At 46.1% G+C, this 14,995-nt stretch carries 12 protein-coding genes; 9 read left to right on the plus strand and 3 right to left on the minus strand.

All coding sequences use genetic code 11. The annotated features are described in order from the left end of the window. Positions 1 to 234: 234 nt before the first annotated feature. The 5 genes from epmA (at position 235) to cysE (ending at position 4,526) form a co-directional block, all read left to right on the plus strand. A complete protein-coding gene (epmA, locus tag CAG58_RS12475) occupies positions 235 to 1,209 on the plus strand; it encodes an elongation factor P--(R)-beta-lysine ligase (RefSeq protein ID WP_161426210.1) in 975 nt (324 codons plus the stop codon). Positions 1,210 to 1,280: 71 nt separating this feature from the next. Beyond that, positions 1,281 to 1,715, plus strand: coding sequence for a rhodanese-like domain-containing protein (locus CAG58_RS12480; RefSeq protein ID WP_158138969.1), 435 nt, complete (start codon positions 1,281 to 1,283; stop codon positions 1,713 to 1,715). A 167-nt stretch (positions 1,716 to 1,882) separates the two neighbouring features. Continuing rightward, positions 1,883 to 2,350 carry a protein-export chaperone SecB gene (gene secB / locus CAG58_RS12485; RefSeq protein ID WP_004394468.1) on the plus strand — a complete coding sequence of 156 codons (468 nt, stop codon included), beginning with the start codon at positions 1,883 to 1,885 and terminating at the stop codon, positions 2,348 to 2,350. Between the two features lie 182 nt (positions 2,351 to 2,532). Next, positions 2,533 to 3,567, plus strand: a complete 1,035-nt coding sequence (gpsA, locus tag CAG58_RS12490) for an NAD(P)H-dependent glycerol-3-phosphate dehydrogenase (RefSeq protein ID WP_158138968.1) — start codon at positions 2,533 to 2,535, stop codon at positions 3,565 to 3,567. Between the two features lie 137 nt (positions 3,568 to 3,704). Then, complete coding sequence (gene cysE, locus CAG58_RS12495; RefSeq protein ID WP_004394470.1) at positions 3,705 to 4,526, plus strand: serine O-acetyltransferase; 822 nt, start codon at positions 3,705 to 3,707, stop codon at positions 4,524 to 4,526. A gap of 108 nt (positions 4,527 to 4,634) precedes the next feature. On the opposite strand, the gene CAG58_RS12500 is transcribed toward cysE, so the two are convergent. The 3 genes from CAG58_RS12500 to argE form a co-directional block, all read right to left on the minus strand. Continuing rightward, complete coding sequence (locus CAG58_RS12500) at positions 4,635 to 5,174, minus strand: PadR family transcriptional regulator (protein WP_158139081.1); 540 nt, start codon at positions 5,172 to 5,174, stop codon at positions 4,635 to 4,637. 354 nt (positions 5,175 to 5,528) lie between these two features. After that, positions 5,529 to 8,162, minus strand: coding sequence for a phosphoenolpyruvate carboxylase (ppc, locus tag CAG58_RS12505; protein WP_161426185.1), 2,634 nt, complete (start codon positions 8,160 to 8,162; stop codon positions 5,529 to 5,531). A 288-nt stretch (positions 8,163 to 8,450) separates the two neighbouring features. Beyond that, the gene (gene argE, locus CAG58_RS12510; RefSeq protein WP_004394473.1) at positions 8,451 to 9,593 is read right to left on the minus strand and encodes an acetylornithine deacetylase; all 1,143 of its coding nucleotides are present in this window, start codon (positions 9,591 to 9,593) and stop codon (positions 8,451 to 8,453) included. A 153-nt stretch (positions 9,594 to 9,746) separates the two neighbouring features. Between argE and argC the strand changes: the two genes are divergently transcribed. The 4 genes from argC (at position 9,747) to argH (ending at position 14,874) form a co-directional block, all read left to right on the plus strand. Then, complete coding sequence (gene argC / locus CAG58_RS12515; RefSeq protein ID WP_161426725.1) at positions 9,747 to 10,748, plus strand: N-acetyl-gamma-glutamyl-phosphate reductase; 1,002 nt, start codon at positions 9,747 to 9,749, stop codon at positions 10,746 to 10,748. Between the two features lie 23 nt (positions 10,749 to 10,771). Next, on the plus strand, positions 10,772 to 11,563 hold the full coding sequence (gene argB, locus CAG58_RS12520; RefSeq protein WP_161426724.1) for an acetylglutamate kinase: 792 nt from the start codon (positions 10,772 to 10,774) through the stop codon (positions 11,561 to 11,563). A gap of 97 nt (positions 11,564 to 11,660) precedes the next feature. Next, the gene (locus CAG58_RS12525) at positions 11,661 to 12,872 is read left to right on the plus strand and encodes an argininosuccinate synthase (protein WP_161426723.1); all 1,212 of its coding nucleotides are present in this window, start codon (positions 11,661 to 11,663) and stop codon (positions 12,870 to 12,872) included. Between the two features lie 133 nt (positions 12,873 to 13,005). Beyond that, complete coding sequence (gene argH / locus CAG58_RS12530; RefSeq protein WP_161426722.1) at positions 13,006 to 14,874, plus strand: argininosuccinate lyase; 1,869 nt, start codon at positions 13,006 to 13,008, stop codon at positions 14,872 to 14,874. The last annotated feature ends 121 nt before the right edge of the window (positions 14,875 to 14,995 follow it).

Genomic DNA, 14,995 nt, shown 5'->3' on the forward strand with positions numbered 1-14,995 from the left:
TCTTGATCCGCTCTCGCTACTCAACACTTGAACTCAAGTGCTGGCTCTAGTGTAGAAGAGCAGAGCGAAGAAAAAATTGATTCTGTTGGGTTTTTGCTTCGGTAGTGCAAGTACAAGCATACTTAATGTGCTTTGTGTGATAACGATCACGTACAGAGTGTGTGCTGTGGTTTATTTGGTTTTTTGGTTTCTCAGAGTAAAATGATGCTCTTTGTTCAATAACAGATATTTTTTATGAGTCAGCCACAGTGGATGCCGAGTGCATCAATTGCCCAATTACAGCAGCGTGCCCGTTTATTACAGAATATCCGCCAATTTTTTGCTGAGCGTGAGGTATTAGAGGTAGATACTCCAGCCATGAGTCAGGCGACGGTAACTGACATCCATCTGCAAACCTTTCAAACTCAATTTGTTGGGCCGGATTATGCCGCAGGAAAAACCTTGTATCTGATGACCAGTCCTGAATTTCATATGAAACGCTTACTGGCGGCAGGTAGTGGCTCTATTTATCAAATCAACAAAGCATTTCGTAATGAAGAAAATGGTCGTTATCATAATCCCGAGTTCACCTTACTCGAATGGTATCGAGTCGGTTTTGATCATCATGATTTGATGGATGAGGTGGATGCTTTACTGCAGATGATACTTTCTACCGATACCGCGGAGAGAATCACTTATCAAGATGCTTTTTTGCAGGTATTAAACGTTTGTCCGCTTGAGGCTAGCCTCGTCGAGCTTAAGCAGGTGGCTGCTCAATTAGGTCTCAGTGATATCGCTGAGCCTGAGCAAGATCGTGATACTTTGTTGCAATTGCTGTTCAGCATTGGGGTTGAAGCTCATATCGGGCAACATAAACCTGTGTTTGTGTACGATTTTCCGGCTTCTCAAGCCGCATTAGCCAAGGTAAACCGAAACGATCCACGAGTGGCGGATCGCTTTGAGGTGTACTTTAAAGGCATCGAATTGGCGAATGGTTTCCATGAATTAGACGATGCGGCTGAGCAGCGCAAACGCTTTGAACAAGATAACCAAAAAAGAGTGGCGATGGGGCTTGTTGCGCAGCCGATCGATGAGCATTTATTGGCGGCTTTGGCTGCGGGATTGCCTGCTTGCGCTGGTGTCGCGTTAGGGATTGATCGTTTGATCATGTTGGCACTGGATGAAGATCACATCGATAAGGTCACGGCTTTTCCTTTTCCTCGCGCTTAGCACTCGCGTCAAGCTGGCAAGCCCGTTATACTCCATCACTGTTTTGAATTTCCACTGTAAGAGCACAGGATATGCAAGAGTACATTGACTTTTTTCAACAGAACATGATCCTCTCCCTCGCATGGGTAGGGGTGTTTATCGCGTTGATCTTAAATATTTATAAATCTTCCACCGCCGTCTATAAAGAGATCGGTGCCGCTCAGGTGACCCATTTAATGAACCGTGAAAATGGGATTGTGGTTGATATTCGTACTAAAGATGAATATAAGCAGGGACATATTACTGACGCAGTTCACATTTTACCATCTGAGATCAAAGCGGGTAACTTCCCTGCTATTGAAAAACATAAAGCTGACCCCATCATAGTCGTATGTAAAACAGGCCATAACTCTCGTGAAGCCGCGACACATCTAGCCAAAGCAGGATTTGAAAATGTCAGTCTGCTTAAAAATGGTTTAGTAACGTGGAGTGAAGCGAAGTTACCTTTGGTTCGTGGCAAAAAGTAATCGTTGCTGTGTCGTTTTGAGTAATGTTGCTTGCCACAAGCTGCGCTGAATGATTCGAGTTGTGATCGTTGCCATTGATTGGCAACGCCCTCTGGATGATTTATCGGTACTCGTTTAGTCTCAAGACAGTTGACTGACCACTATTTTTGATATTAAGGATTTTAATCATGGCTGAAGCCGCACAACAAGAAGCACCACAACAAAATTTCGCAATTCAACGTATCTTCCTCAAAGACGTTTCATTTGAAGCACCAAACTCTCCGACGATGTTTCAAAAAGAGTGGAATCCAGATGTTAAATTGGATCTAGACACGCAAAGTCGTGAGTTGGGTGAGGGTGTCTATGAAGTCGTGCTTCGTTTGACTGTAACGGTAAAAAATGCTGAAGAAACGGCCTTCCTGTGTGAAGTTCAGCAAGCGGGTATTTTTACTGCAGAGCAAATGGAAGCGGGCCAACTGGCTCATTGTTTGGGTGCATTCTGCCCAAATATTCTTTTCCCTTATGCGCGTGAAACTATTTCGAGCTTAGTGGTTAAAGGTACTTTTCCGCAGTTAAACCTAGCGCCAGTCAACTTCGACGCTCTATTTATGAACTACCTACAACAGCAAGCTGCCGGTGAAACTGCGCAAGCTTAATTTGATTTAATGGCTGTCTATATTCCTTACTGCTTGACCTCGCTTAGGAATAGGTAGAAAAATGCACAGAGCCGCTCATTGAGCTAAGCGATGTGCATTTTTGTTTTTAGTCTCGATCTAATAAGCGGTTACGAGCCGTTCAGGTTACCCATTCATTCATTCGCTATTCATTAGGTAAAAAAATGACCGATTCGAAAGCACAGCATGTCAGTACCAAACCGATAACCATGACCGTGATTGGTGCCGGTTCTTACGGTACTTCTCTGGCTATTTCGCTAGCACGTAATGGAGCAAATATTGTGCTATGGGGGCATGATCCTCAGCATATGGCTCGTTTACAGTCTGATCGTGCCAACCAAGAGTTTCTTCCCGGGATTGCCTTTCCAGACAGTTTAATTATTGAATCTGATTTGTCGAAAGCGGTGCAGGCCAGCCAAGATTTACTGGTTGTCGTTCCGAGCCATGTCTTCGGGGTAGTATTACGCAGCTTACAACCTCATCTGCGTCAAGACAGTCGTCTTTGCTGGGCAACCAAAGGTCTTGAACCTGAAACGGGACGTTTATTGCAAGACGTCGCCCTCGACATTCTCGGCAGTCGTGTGCCATTAGCGGTACTGTCTGGCCCTACCTTTGCAAAAGAGCTTGCTATGGGTATGCCAACGGCAATAGCGGTGGCTTCGCCTGATGCTCAGTTTGTTGCCGACTTGCAGGAAAAAATCCATTGCAACAAAACCTTTCGAGTGTATGCCAACCATGATTTTATCGGCATGCAACTGGGCGGTGCAGTGAAAAACGTGATTGCGATTGGTGCAGGCATGTCCGATGGGATTGGTTTTGGTGCTAATGCACGTACGGCGTTAATTACTCGAGGTTTAGCGGAGATGTCTCGTCTTGGCGCTGCCTTAGGAGCACAGCCAGAAACCTTTATGGGCATGGCAGGATTAGGCGACTTAGTATTAACGTGCACCGATAACCAGTCTCGTAATCGTCGTTTTGGTTTAGCGTTGGGTCAAGGTAAAGCGGTGGATGCTGCTCAGCAAGAGATTGGACAAGTGGTTGAAGGTTATCGTAACACCAAGGAAGTGTCGTTATTAGCTGCGCGTATGGGGGTTGAAATGCCGATTGTTGAGCAAATTTATCAGGTCTTATATCAAGGTAAAGATGCCCGTTTGGCTGCGCAAGACTTGCTCGCACGAGATAAAAAAGCTGAGCAATGATCGAGACTGCTGATGAGATCAGCAATCGATAACGGTTGAATTTTCAATACCTGATAGATACTGTGGAAGGATAGTGCTATCGCGACCCGTCTGGAGGATGAGCGTGATGAGGCTAACTCAGTGAAAGGCAAAATAAAATGAAGCAGTGCGCACAGAAAAAAGTTTGGCAAACCATCATCCAAGAAGCACGTGAACAATCCGAGCAAGAGCCGATGTTGGCGAGTTTCTATCACGCGACGATCATTAAGCATGACAGTTTATCGGCAGCATTAAGCTATATTTTAGCCAATAAACTTAATACGGCTTCTATGCCGGCCATGGCGGTGCGTGAAGTGGTAGAGGAAGCTTTGGCCGCTGATCCGACGATCAGTGAGTTTGCTGCCTGCGATATTTGTGCGACCGTGAATCGCGATCCTGCCGTATCGATGTACTCGATGCCGCTATTGTATCTCAAAGGTTATCATGCGCTACAGGGGTATCGCGTCGCCAACTGGCTTTGGAAGCAAGGGCGCATTGCACTGGCGACTTATCTACAAAATCAAATTTCAGTGGCTTGTCAGGTGGATATTCATCCTGCTGCAACCATTGGCTGTGGCATCATGCTTGACCATGCAACTGGGATTGTGATTGGTGAAACCGCCGTGGTTGAAAATGACGTCTCCATTTTACAAGATGTGACGCTAGGTGGTACTGGTAAAGAGTGTGGTGATCGTCATCCAAAAATTCGCGAAGGAGTGATGATTGGTGCGGGGGCCAAGATCCTGGGCAATATTGAAGTCGGTGAAGGCGCGAAAATTGGCTCGTGTTCAGTTGTATTGCAGCCGGTACCTCCTCATACCACCGTTGCTGGAGTGCCAGCGCGTATTGTTGGTCGTCCGAAAACAGATAAGCCCTCATTAGATATGGACCAGCAATTTAATGGTCGCTCACAAACCTTTATTGGTGGTGATGGTATTTGATCGGCTATCTACCTTAGCTACCCTGACCACTTCGAGTGGCGGTTAGGAAGGGAAGTAAACCAACAAAAAAAGAGGATGCTCAGCATCCTCTTTTTCATGTTGGGTCAATCAAGCCATCGCATTGAGTTCAGCGAGCGTCTCTTCTGCCCATTCGATCCATGCTTGACGGGTAAGTAAATTACGGCGTAAGGTCAGGCGTTCTAAACGCTGCTGTTTATCCATCATCGCAGGATTGGCATAGTATGCAGACTCGATGTCTTGATAGTGGGTAACAAGCTTACGAGATTCCTCAATTAATCCAATTAACTGGAGACGATAAGGTTCAGCAGATTGTACTGAGCACGCCATGAGCTTCGCACTGAACTCGTCTCTAACGGTTGGATGTGCCGTTGGTTGGTCAAACCATTCGCCTAAAGCTCGGCGGCCGGCTTCTGTTATTGAGTAAACTTTACGATCAGGCTTGCCATCTTGAGGCTCTAGTACACAAGTCACTAACCCTTGCTGCCCCATTTTGTTCAGTTCACGGTAAACTTGTTGATGACTTGCCTTCCAAAAATAGCCAATACTGGCTGAAAATTCCTTAGTGATATCGTATCCAGTAGCGTCACGAGTACTAAGAACGGTGAGAATAACGTGTGGTAATGACATGTCTTTAATCCAAATGGTGAGTAACTTCGTAATCGACTGAACCATCTTATGTACTTCTATCGGTACATTGGGATATGAGGTATCAGTCATGCAGCATCGAGTGCTGTCTCTGTCACCTTAAAAAGCCTTGTATCACCTAGGATTATGATGTTGTATTGATTGGACTGTGATTTGAAATAGTTATTAGGGCATCACAGGGTTTAGCATTATATCTAAATAATAAGCATAAAGTAGAATAAAAACAGTTTTTCGAATAAAAAAGTTGATAATTTTCTCAATAATCGCGGAAAGGCATAGAAAAGGCCATCTTTAGATGGCCTTTTGGTCTCTGTCTAGAGTTTTATTCTGGTTTTACTAACCTGTATTGCGCATTCCGGCTGCAATGCCAGCAATAGTGACCATTAACGCTTCCTCTAACTCGGGATCCGCCTCGGTGGATTGACGAGTCCGATACAACAACTCAGCTTGCAGCATGTTCAATGGCTCAACATAGATATTACGCAGACGAATCGACTCATGACCCCACGGATCGCTTTGCATCAGGTTCTCATTATTTTCAACATTGAGTACCGCTTTGATGTCTTTTTGGAGCTGGTCTCGTAAGCGATCGCCTAATGGACGTAATGCTGGCTCGACCAAACGTTGGTCATAGTAACGAGAGACATCAAGGTTACATTTTGTGTATACCATCTCTAACATGCCTAATCGAGTAGAGAAGAATGGCCATTCACGACACATCTCCTCAAGCAGAGCTTGATGGCCTTTATCAACCGAGTATTGAATCGCTTCCCCAGCACCGAGCCACGCTGGGAGTACCAAACGGTTTTGACTCCATGAGAAGATCCAAGGGATCGCTCGTAGGCTCTCCACACCACCTTGCGGATTACGTTTGGCTGGGCGTGAGCCAAGCGGCAGTTTACCTAACTCAAGTTCAGGGGTTGCTTGACGGAAGTAAGGGACAAAATCCGGTTCGCCACGAACAATCGCTCGATACGCTTCACAAGAGACTTGTGAGAGGACTTCCATTAAGTCGCGCCACTCTTGCTTTGGTTCTGGTGGTGGTAATAGATTCGCTTCTAAAATAGCGCTGGCGTAAAGATGTAAGCTGTTGATGGCAACTTCGGGTAAGCCAAGTTTAAAACGGATCATTTCCCCTTGTTCGGTGACCCGTAATCCGGCTTTTAAACTCTTCGGTGGTTGAGACAATAGCGCTGCATGAGCCGGCGCACCACCACGACCAATCGAGCCACCACGACCGTGGAATAACGTCAGATCAATGCTCTCTTCTTCACACACCTTGACCAAGTCTTCCATGGCCCGATATTGAGCCCATCCGGCGGCCATCACCCCTGCATCTTTTGCGGAATCAGAATAGCCAATCATCACCATTTGTTGGTTTTGAATGAAGCCACGATAGAGATCGATAGCGAGTAGCTGTTTAATCACGCTTTCGGCATTATTGAGATCGTCGAGCGTTTCAAACAACGGGCAGACACTCATGCGGTAAGGGCAGCCAGACTCTTTTAATAATAGATGGACAGCCAAGACATCAGAGGCGGTATGAGCCATAGAAATTACATAAGCACCAAAGGCATCTTGCGGTTGGGCGGCAATGATTTTGCACGTTTCTAAGACCTCTTTGACCGATTCAGACGGCTGCCAATCTAGCGGAAGTAGCGGACGTTTAGAGCTCAGCTCATTGGTTAAAAAAGCCAGTTTGTCTTGTTCGCTCCACTGATTGTAATCGCCAATCCCTAGATAGCGTGTCAGTTCGGATAATGCCTCAGCGTGGCGGCTACTTTCTTGACGAATATCGAGACGAACCAAATGGACGCCAAAGGCTTTGACTCGACGCAGAGCATCAAGCAGTGATCCATCGGCAATCACCCCCATGCCACATTCATGCAGTGATTGATAGCACGCGTATAATGGGTCCCATAACTGACTTTCGGTCCGTAAAGGCGCTTTAACCGCCAATTTTTGGCCATGTAATTTACTGTCGAGAATATCCAGTGTGTCTTGCAATAAGTGACGTACACCTTTGAGGACCGCGCGATAAGGTTCGTGCTCTTCTTCACCCGCTAAAGCGCGGAGTGCATCGGTACACTTGGTCATTGATAATTCGCTGATCAATTCATTAATGTCAGCTAAGTATAAATCGGCGGCTTTCCAGCGTGAGAGGAGTAAAACTTCACGTGTGACACTATGGGTCACAAAGGGGTTGCCGTCGCGATCTCCACCCATCCAAGACGAAAAATGCACGGGACGTGCGTCAATCGGTAACCCTTCACCAAGGTTAGCTTTAATATTGTCGTTTAGCTCACGTAAAAATTCTGGAACGGCTTGCCAGAGAGAGTTTTCGACCACCGCAAAGCCCCATTTCGCTTCATCGAGTGGTGTTGGACGTTGTTTACGAATGACGTCAGAGTGCCAGCCTTGAGCAATTAATTGCTCTAAACGACGTTCAGTTTTTTGACGTTCTTTAGAAGACAGATCGCTCAGCTCAAGATTCGATAAACATTGGTTAATTTTGACCAAATTATTGATCATGGTACGACGAGTAATCTCCGTCGGATGGGCGGTGAGAACTAATTCAATGTTTAAATCACGAACGGCTTGGATTGCATCGAATTGGCTGATTTTTTTATCGGCCAATTTTGCGAATAAGCTTTGCAGCTCGTTGGCTTCACCAAGATGGTCTTCGCTATGCCGAGAAATGGTATGATATTGGTCCGCGATATTGGTTAAGTTGAGAAATTGGTTAAAGGCGCGCGCGACCGGAGTCAGTTGATCATTATTGAGGTGTTTGATTTCTTCGATGAGTTTTTCTCGATCGGCTTGGTTGCCGGCTCGAGCTGATTTAGAAAGTTGTCGGATGGTTTCGACTTTTGCCAAAATAACGTCGCCGTCAGCAGCTTGGATGGTTTGCCCTAATAATCGACCCAGCATGCTCACGTTACTTTTTAGAGCGGCGTATTTTTCATTCATTATCATCCTGCCTTGTAAAAAAATTACATCCAATGTCATCTATTTAATTACACAATCTAGCGAAGTTTGTCTAGTAGAGTCAAACAAAGCATACAAAGATTTCATTTATGTCAGGCTGCATTTTGTTAGAAAAATGGTGGCAAAATAACTTATTTTGTTGAAATTTTCTTACAATTGATTGAAACCATTAGCATGCTTATGCTGGCATCATCGATATAAAACCTTGATGAGATGTTGCGCCGCTCTCGCTATCAACACCATCCAACGAGCGGCGCGGGGGAAATGGGATTACTCAGTAAAGCAGTATTTATTGATGGCTTGAGAAAGAATATTCACGGTCGGTTCGATAAAATCGAAGGATAAATATTCATCGGGTTGATGCGCTTGATCGATAGAGCCGGGACCGAGAACTAAGGTTGGACACAACTGCTGTAGAAACGGAGCTTCAGTGCAATAGTTGACCGTTTGCGAGGGTTGTCCACACAGTTCACTCACGCCAAGGATAAACGGGTGATCGTGCTGACACTCGTAACCAGGGATAGGTTCATGCAATGCTTCAATCGCAATTCGACCTGGCCATTTGTCTTGAACGTCTTTGAGTGCGCCGCGCAGTAGGTTATCGAGTCCATCTAAGCTAATTCCCGGTAAAGGCCGGACATCATAATGCAGCTCACAACAGCCACAGATACGGTTCGGACTATCGCCGCCATGAATATGGCCGAGATTGAGGGTCGGACTCGGGATCTCGAAGCCTGGGTGATGATACTCTTTAATCAGTCGGTCACGCAGTTGCATCAGGGCAAACATGACTTCGTACATAATCTCAATCGCATTAACACCCAGCGCAGGATTGGATGAATGACCAGACTGCCCTGTTACGCGAATCGCATTGGCGACGTGGCCTTTATGCCCACGAACAGGCACTAAGCTGGTCGGTTCACCAATAATGCAGTAATCGGGTTGAAAAGGTGCGTTAGCCGTAAAATGTCTGGCACCCAGCATGGTCGTCTCTTCATCACAGGTCGCTAAGACATACAGGGGTTTATTTTGCTTACTCCAATCGATATTTTTTACTGCTTGATAAATGAAAGCAAAAAATCCCTTCATATCGGCGGTGCCTAAGCCGTAGAAACGATCGTTCGCTTGAGTTAAAGCATGAGGTTCAAAATTCCAGCGACCTTGATCAAAAGGCACCGTATCACTATGCCCAGCCAAGAGTAGTCCGCCTTCTCCCGCGCCTTTTTTGGCGATTAAATTATGTTTTCCTGGCGCAACCACTTCGACTTGAGTGGTAAAGCCGAGTGCTTCAAACCATTCGGCTAATTTAGCAATCACCTCACTGTTGCCGTGATCCCATGTCGGGTCAGTGGAGCTGATGGAAGGCGTGGAAATCAGGCCCGAATAGACCTCCAAGAAACTAGGTAATTGCATATTATCTTTGCTCCTACTATTGACAGAGTATCGCTGAAAATGTAAAACACATATTAAATCACTTTTTATGAATAAAAAACCAATTAAGACTCGTTTTTATAAATTAAAAATCAGTTTTAACTTGGCTTTCACTCCGCTTTGGGATGGGTATTAATGTTAAAAACCGCAATTATTGGTGCAAGTGGCTATACCGGTGCTGAATTAGCGCTGATGGTGGAAAAACACCCTCAACTCAAACTAGCAGGTTTATATGTTTCCGCCAACAGTCTCGATGCAGGAAAATCAATGGCTGAGCTGCATGGTAAATTAGCTGGGCTGATTGACATGGAGATTGAGCCTTTAGTTGACCCATTTGTTGTTGCGAGTCAGTGCGATGTGGTGTTTTTAGCGACGGCTCATGAAGTGAGTCACGACCTGGCACCGATTTTTCTCGCCCAAGATTGTCAGGTTTTTGATTTATCTGGTGCCTTTCGTGTGAAAAGTGAGGATTTTTATCCTAATTATTATGGTTTTGAGCACCAGCACCGTGAGTGGTTAGATAAGGCGGTGTATGGCTTAGCAGAATGGAACCGTGAAGCCATTCAGCATAGTTCACTGATTGCCGTTGCAGGGTGCTATCCGACGGCGGCGCAACTGGCTATTAAACCGTTGATTAACGCAAATTTGTTGGATACTGAGCAATGGCCAGTGATTAATGCGACCAGCGGCGTGACGGGGGCAGGTCGAAAAGCGACCTTAACCAACAGTTTTTGTGAAGTTAGCCTGCAGCCTTATGGCGTATTTACTCACCGTCATCAACCAGAAATTGCTACCCATTTAGGCTGTGAGGTGATTTTTACCCCGCATCTGGGCAATTTTAAACGGGGTATTTTAGCCACAATAACCATGAAGTTGGCAGCCGGTGTTACGGCGCAGCAGGTCGATGAGGCATTTACTCAAGCTTATGCTGATCAGCCTGCGGTGAGGCTAAAATCCAGTTTGCCATCGATTAAAGATGTGGAATTTACGCCGTTTTGTGATTTGGGATGGCGAGTGCAAGGTGAGCATATCATCGTCGTTTCAGCGATCGATAACTTACTAAAAGGGGCATCGAGTCAAGCGATGCAATGTTTAAATATTCATTACGGTTTTTCTGAGCTAACGGCTTTGGTGTAAAGCACCAAGCGTAAGGGTGAAATATGACAGATACACAGCATAATCCATTGGTGATTAAATTAGGCGGCGCAGCGCTGTCTTGTTCTGACACGCTAAGCAAATTGTTTGGCGCTATCGCACTGTATCAAGCTCAAGCTCAGCGACGAATTGTCATTGTTCATGGTGGCGGCTATTTGGTCGATGAGTTGATGGCAAAATTACACCTGCCGACGGTAAAGAAAGAAGGGCTACGCGTTACCCCTTATGAACAAATTCCTTTTATTGCCGGAGCGTTAGCGGGAACGGCCAATAAAATGCTCCAAGGACAAGCCATAAAAGACGGTTTGAATGCCATCGGTTTATGTTTAGCGGATGGCAGCTTATGTCAAGTCGAGGAACTCGATCCTGAACTGGGAGCGGTGGGTAAAGCTCTGCCGGGCGATTCACAACTGTTACAAGCCATTCTTAATGCTGGCGGGCTACCGATCATCAGTTCGATTGGGCTTACTGCAAACGGACAAATGATGAATGTCAATGCCGATCAGGCGGCGGTGGCGGTGGCCGGTGCACTGGATGCCGAGTTAGTTCTGCTCTCTGATGTGAGTGGAGTATTGGATGGCAAAGGGCACTTATTGCCGAGCTTGAACGCTCAGCAAGCCACCAGTTTGATTGCTGGTAAAGTGATCACCGATGGGATGATCGTCAAAGTCAAAGCCGCACTAGAGGCCGCCAATGATTTGGGGCGTCCGATTCAAGTCGCCACATGGCGCTATCCGGAAAAGCTGCACAAACTATTTGCTGGTGAAAGTATTGGAACCCAATTTTTACCGCAATAAATCACAATAGGCAATGAGTGGCGCATGACCACTAAACACAATCAATAGACCTTAGTGCAGACCGCTAAGCGGGTACTGGGTAATGGAGAAAGCATCAATGAGTAAAGTTCAAGTTAATAAAGTAGTAGTTGCCTATTCTGGTGGTCTAGATACTTCAGTGATTATTCCGTGGCTAAAAGAAAACTATACCTGTGAAGTGGTTGCCTTTGTTGCAGATGTCGGCCAAGGAGAAGAAGAGTTACAAGGCATTGAAGCAAAAGCGAAAGCCTCAGGCGCTTCAGAGTGTTATGTGGTCGATTTAAAAGAACAAATGGTTGCTGAATACATCTATCCAACCTTAAAAACAGGCGCGTATTACGAAGGGAAATATCTGCTGGGTACCTCAATGGCTCGCCCAATCATCGCTAAAGCACAAGTAGAGATCGCTCGTAAAGTCGGCGCTGATGCGCTGTGTCATGGTTGTACTGGTAAAGGCAACGATCAAGTACGTTTTGAAGGTGCGTTTGCTGCCCTTGCACCAGATTTGCATGTTATTGCCCCATGGCGAGAGTGGGATATTGTCAGCCGTGAAGAGTGTCTCGACTATCTGGCTGAGCGTAATATCCCTTGCGCAGCATCGTTAACTAAAATTTACTCACGTGATGCTAATGCGTGGCACATTTCCACTGAAGGTGGTGTACTGGAGAGCACTTGGAATGCACCCAATGAGGACTGCTGGGTATGGACCGTTGATCCTGAACAAGCACCGAATGACGCTGAGTATGTCACTTTACAAGTGGAAAAGGGGCAGGTAGTTGGTGTCGACGGTGAGCTGATGACACCTTATAACGCCTTAGTTTATTTGAACGAAAAAGGGGCTAAACATGGTGTTGGTCGGATCGACATTGTTGAAAACCGTTTGGTGGGGATGAAATCTCGCGGCTGTTATGAAACTCCGGGAGGCACGATCATGATGGAAGCACTACGTGCAGTAGAGCAACTGGTGTTAGACAAGGCATCGTTTGAGTTTCGTGAAGAGCTCGGCATTAAAGCCTCACATCTGGTGTATGATGGCCGTTGGTTCACCCCACTACGTGAAGCGGTGTTTGCCGCTGCTGATCAGCTCGCTCAGCAAGTCAACGGTGAAGTGGTGATCAAGCTTTACAAAGGGCAAGCGATCGCCACTCAGAAACGTTCTGCGAACAGTTTGTATTCAGAAGCGTTTGCTACCTTTGGGGCTGATGAAGTATATGACCAAAGTCATGCTGGTGGATTCATTCGTTTGTATTCTTTGGCGAGTCGGATTCGTGCCTTGAACGAAAATAAATAAGCCTCACTGGATTGAATGAGGCCATCGTTAGAGATTAGCTCATAAGGATCGCTCGGCGATCCTTGTTTTTAACCCGAGTACAAGATGTTTTCCTATGGCGTATGCGCCTTAGGTCAAAGGTAGGAGAAACGCAATGGCATTATGGGGCGGAAGATTTACCCAAGCAGCAGACACCCGGTTTAAACAATTTAACGACTCCCTGCGTTTTGACTACCGATTGGCTGAGCAAGATATTGTCGGCTCGATTGCTTGGTCGAAAGCATTACGGTCAGTCAACGTACTAACAGAACAAGAGCAACAAGCATTAGAATTGGCATTAAATGAGTTGAAGCTCGCGGTAATGGAAGATCCTGAGCAGATCTTGTCATCGGATGCGGAAGATATTCACTCGTGGGTTGAACAGCAGTTAATCAGTAAAGTGGGCGATTTAGGTAAGAAACTGCACACCGGACGTTCACGTAATGATCAAGTCGCCACCGATTTAAAATTATGGTGTCGTCAGCAAGGCCAGCAATTACTGCTCGGCTTGGATAGATTGCAGAGTCAGTTGGTTTCGGTCGCTGAACAACATCAAGCGACAGTACTGCCTGGTTATACGCACTTGCAACGTGCTCAACCCGTCACGTTTGCTCATTGGTGTTTGGCATATGTTGAGATGTTTGAGCGTGACTACTCACGTTTACAAGATGCGCTACAACGGCTGGATACTTGTCCCCTCGGCTCTGGCGCTTTGGCTGGAACCGCTTATCCTATTGATCGTCAGCAGTTGGCCTATGATCTTGGGTTTCGCCGGGCTACGCGTAATTCACTCGATTCGGTGTCGGATCGCGATCATGTGATGGAACTGATGTCGGTGGCATCGATTTCGATGCTTCACTTATCGCGTTTAGCCGAAGATATGATCTTCTATAACTCCGGTGAGTCTGGATTTATTGAATTAGCAGATACCGTAACCTCTGGCTCTTCATTAATGCCGCAGAAGAAAAATCCTGATGCTCTGGAACTGATCCGCGGTAAAACTGGTCGGGTTTATGGGTCATTAGCGGCGATGATGATGACCGTAAAAGCTTTGCCTTTGGCTTACAACAAAGACATGCAAGAAGATAAAGAAGGGCTGTTTGACGCGCTTGATACTTGGCATGATTGTATGGAAATGGCAGCCTTGTGTTTTGACGGGATCAAAGTGAAAACTGAGCGGACTTTAGAAGCGGCCAAACAAGGGTATGCTAATGCTACTGAGCTGGCCGACTATTTAGTGGCTAAAGGTATCCCGTTTCGTGAAGCGCACCATATTGTCGGCGTCGCGGTAGTTGGCGCTATCGAAAAAGGCTGCGCATTGGAAGAGTTATCCTTGGCTGAGTTAAAAGCCTTTTCTCCCGTGATTGAAGATGATGTTTACGCCATTTTAACCATCGAATCATGCTTAGAAAAACGCAGTGCACTCGGTGGTGTCGCTCCGTCACAAGTGGCTTATGCCGTTGAAGAGGCCGAAAAACGTTTGGCGAAGCGGGATACAAGTGCGGTCAAAGTACGTCCGGCACGCTTAACCGATATTGAACGTTTAGAAGGCATGGTTGCTTATTGGGCAAACATGGGCGAGAACTTACCGCGTTCACGAAGCGACATTGTACGCGATATTGGTTCGTTCGCTGTGGCTGAACATCATGGTGAGATCACGGGATGCGCCTCGCTCTACGTTTACGATTCAGGATTAGCAGAAATTCGTTCTCTTGGGGTTGAAGCGGGCTGGCAGCGTCAAGGTCAAGGGCGTGCGATTGTCCATTACTTAGTGAAAAAAGCCCAGCAAATGGCGATTAATAAAGTGTTCGTACTGACTCGTTCTCCGGAGTTCTTTATGAAACTGAACTTTATTCCAACCTCGAAAACGTTATTGCCGGAAAAGGTATTAAAAGATTGTGAGCAGTGCCCGCGGCAACATGCTTGTGATGAAGTAGCCTTAGAAGTGGATTTTGCCCAGCGGATTGTTATCCATCAACGATAAGTGTTGAGATCTTTTATGGTGAAACCAAGCAAAAGAAAAGATCAAAAAAGATCGTGTAAAGTGGAACCAACCAGAAAAAGCACAGTCTATATCTGTACCACTGCTTTTTCTTAGATCGCTC

This window comes from Vibrio sp. V31_P5A7T61 (assembly GCF_009904895.1).
In the GTDB taxonomy this organism is placed as follows: Bacteria; Pseudomonadota; Gammaproteobacteria; order Enterobacterales; family Vibrionaceae; genus Vibrio; species Vibrio metschnikovii.

What these genes read in the sequence shown, in the direction of transcription:
- gpsA (WP_158138968.1), top strand. Translation starts at nt 2,533, where the DNA reads ATGACCGATTCGAAAGCACAGCATGTCAGTACCAAACCGATAACCATG.
- CAG58_RS12500 (WP_158139081.1), bottom strand. Translation starts at nt 5,174, where the DNA reads ATGTCATTACCACACGTTATTCTCACCGTTCTTAGTACTCGTGACGCT.
- ppc (WP_161426185.1), bottom strand. Translation starts at nt 8,162, where the DNA reads ATGAATGAAAAATACGCCGCTCTAAAAAGTAACGTGAGCATGCTGGGT.
- secB (WP_004394468.1), top strand. Translation starts at nt 1,883, where the DNA reads ATGGCTGAAGCCGCACAACAAGAAGCACCACAACAAAATTTCGCAATT.
- CAG58_RS12480 (WP_158138969.1), top strand. Translation starts at nt 1,281, where the DNA reads ATGCAAGAGTACATTGACTTTTTTCAACAGAACATGATCCTCTCCCTC.
- cysE (WP_004394470.1), top strand. Translation starts at nt 3,705, where the DNA reads ATGAAGCAGTGCGCACAGAAAAAAGTTTGGCAAACCATCATCCAAGAA.
- argC (WP_161426725.1), top strand. Translation starts at nt 9,747, where the DNA reads ATGTTAAAAACCGCAATTATTGGTGCAAGTGGCTATACCGGTGCTGAA.
- argB (WP_161426724.1), top strand. Translation starts at nt 10,772, where the DNA reads ATGACAGATACACAGCATAATCCATTGGTGATTAAATTAGGCGGCGCA.
- CAG58_RS12525 (WP_161426723.1), top strand. Translation starts at nt 11,661, where the DNA reads ATGAGTAAAGTTCAAGTTAATAAAGTAGTAGTTGCCTATTCTGGTGGT.
- argE (WP_004394473.1), bottom strand. Translation starts at nt 9,593, where the DNA reads ATGCAATTACCTAGTTTCTTGGAGGTCTATTCGGGCCTGATTTCCACG.
- argH (WP_161426722.1), top strand. Translation starts at nt 13,006, where the DNA reads ATGGCATTATGGGGCGGAAGATTTACCCAAGCAGCAGACACCCGGTTT.
- epmA (WP_161426210.1), top strand. Translation starts at nt 235, where the DNA reads ATGAGTCAGCCACAGTGGATGCCGAGTGCATCAATTGCCCAATTACAG.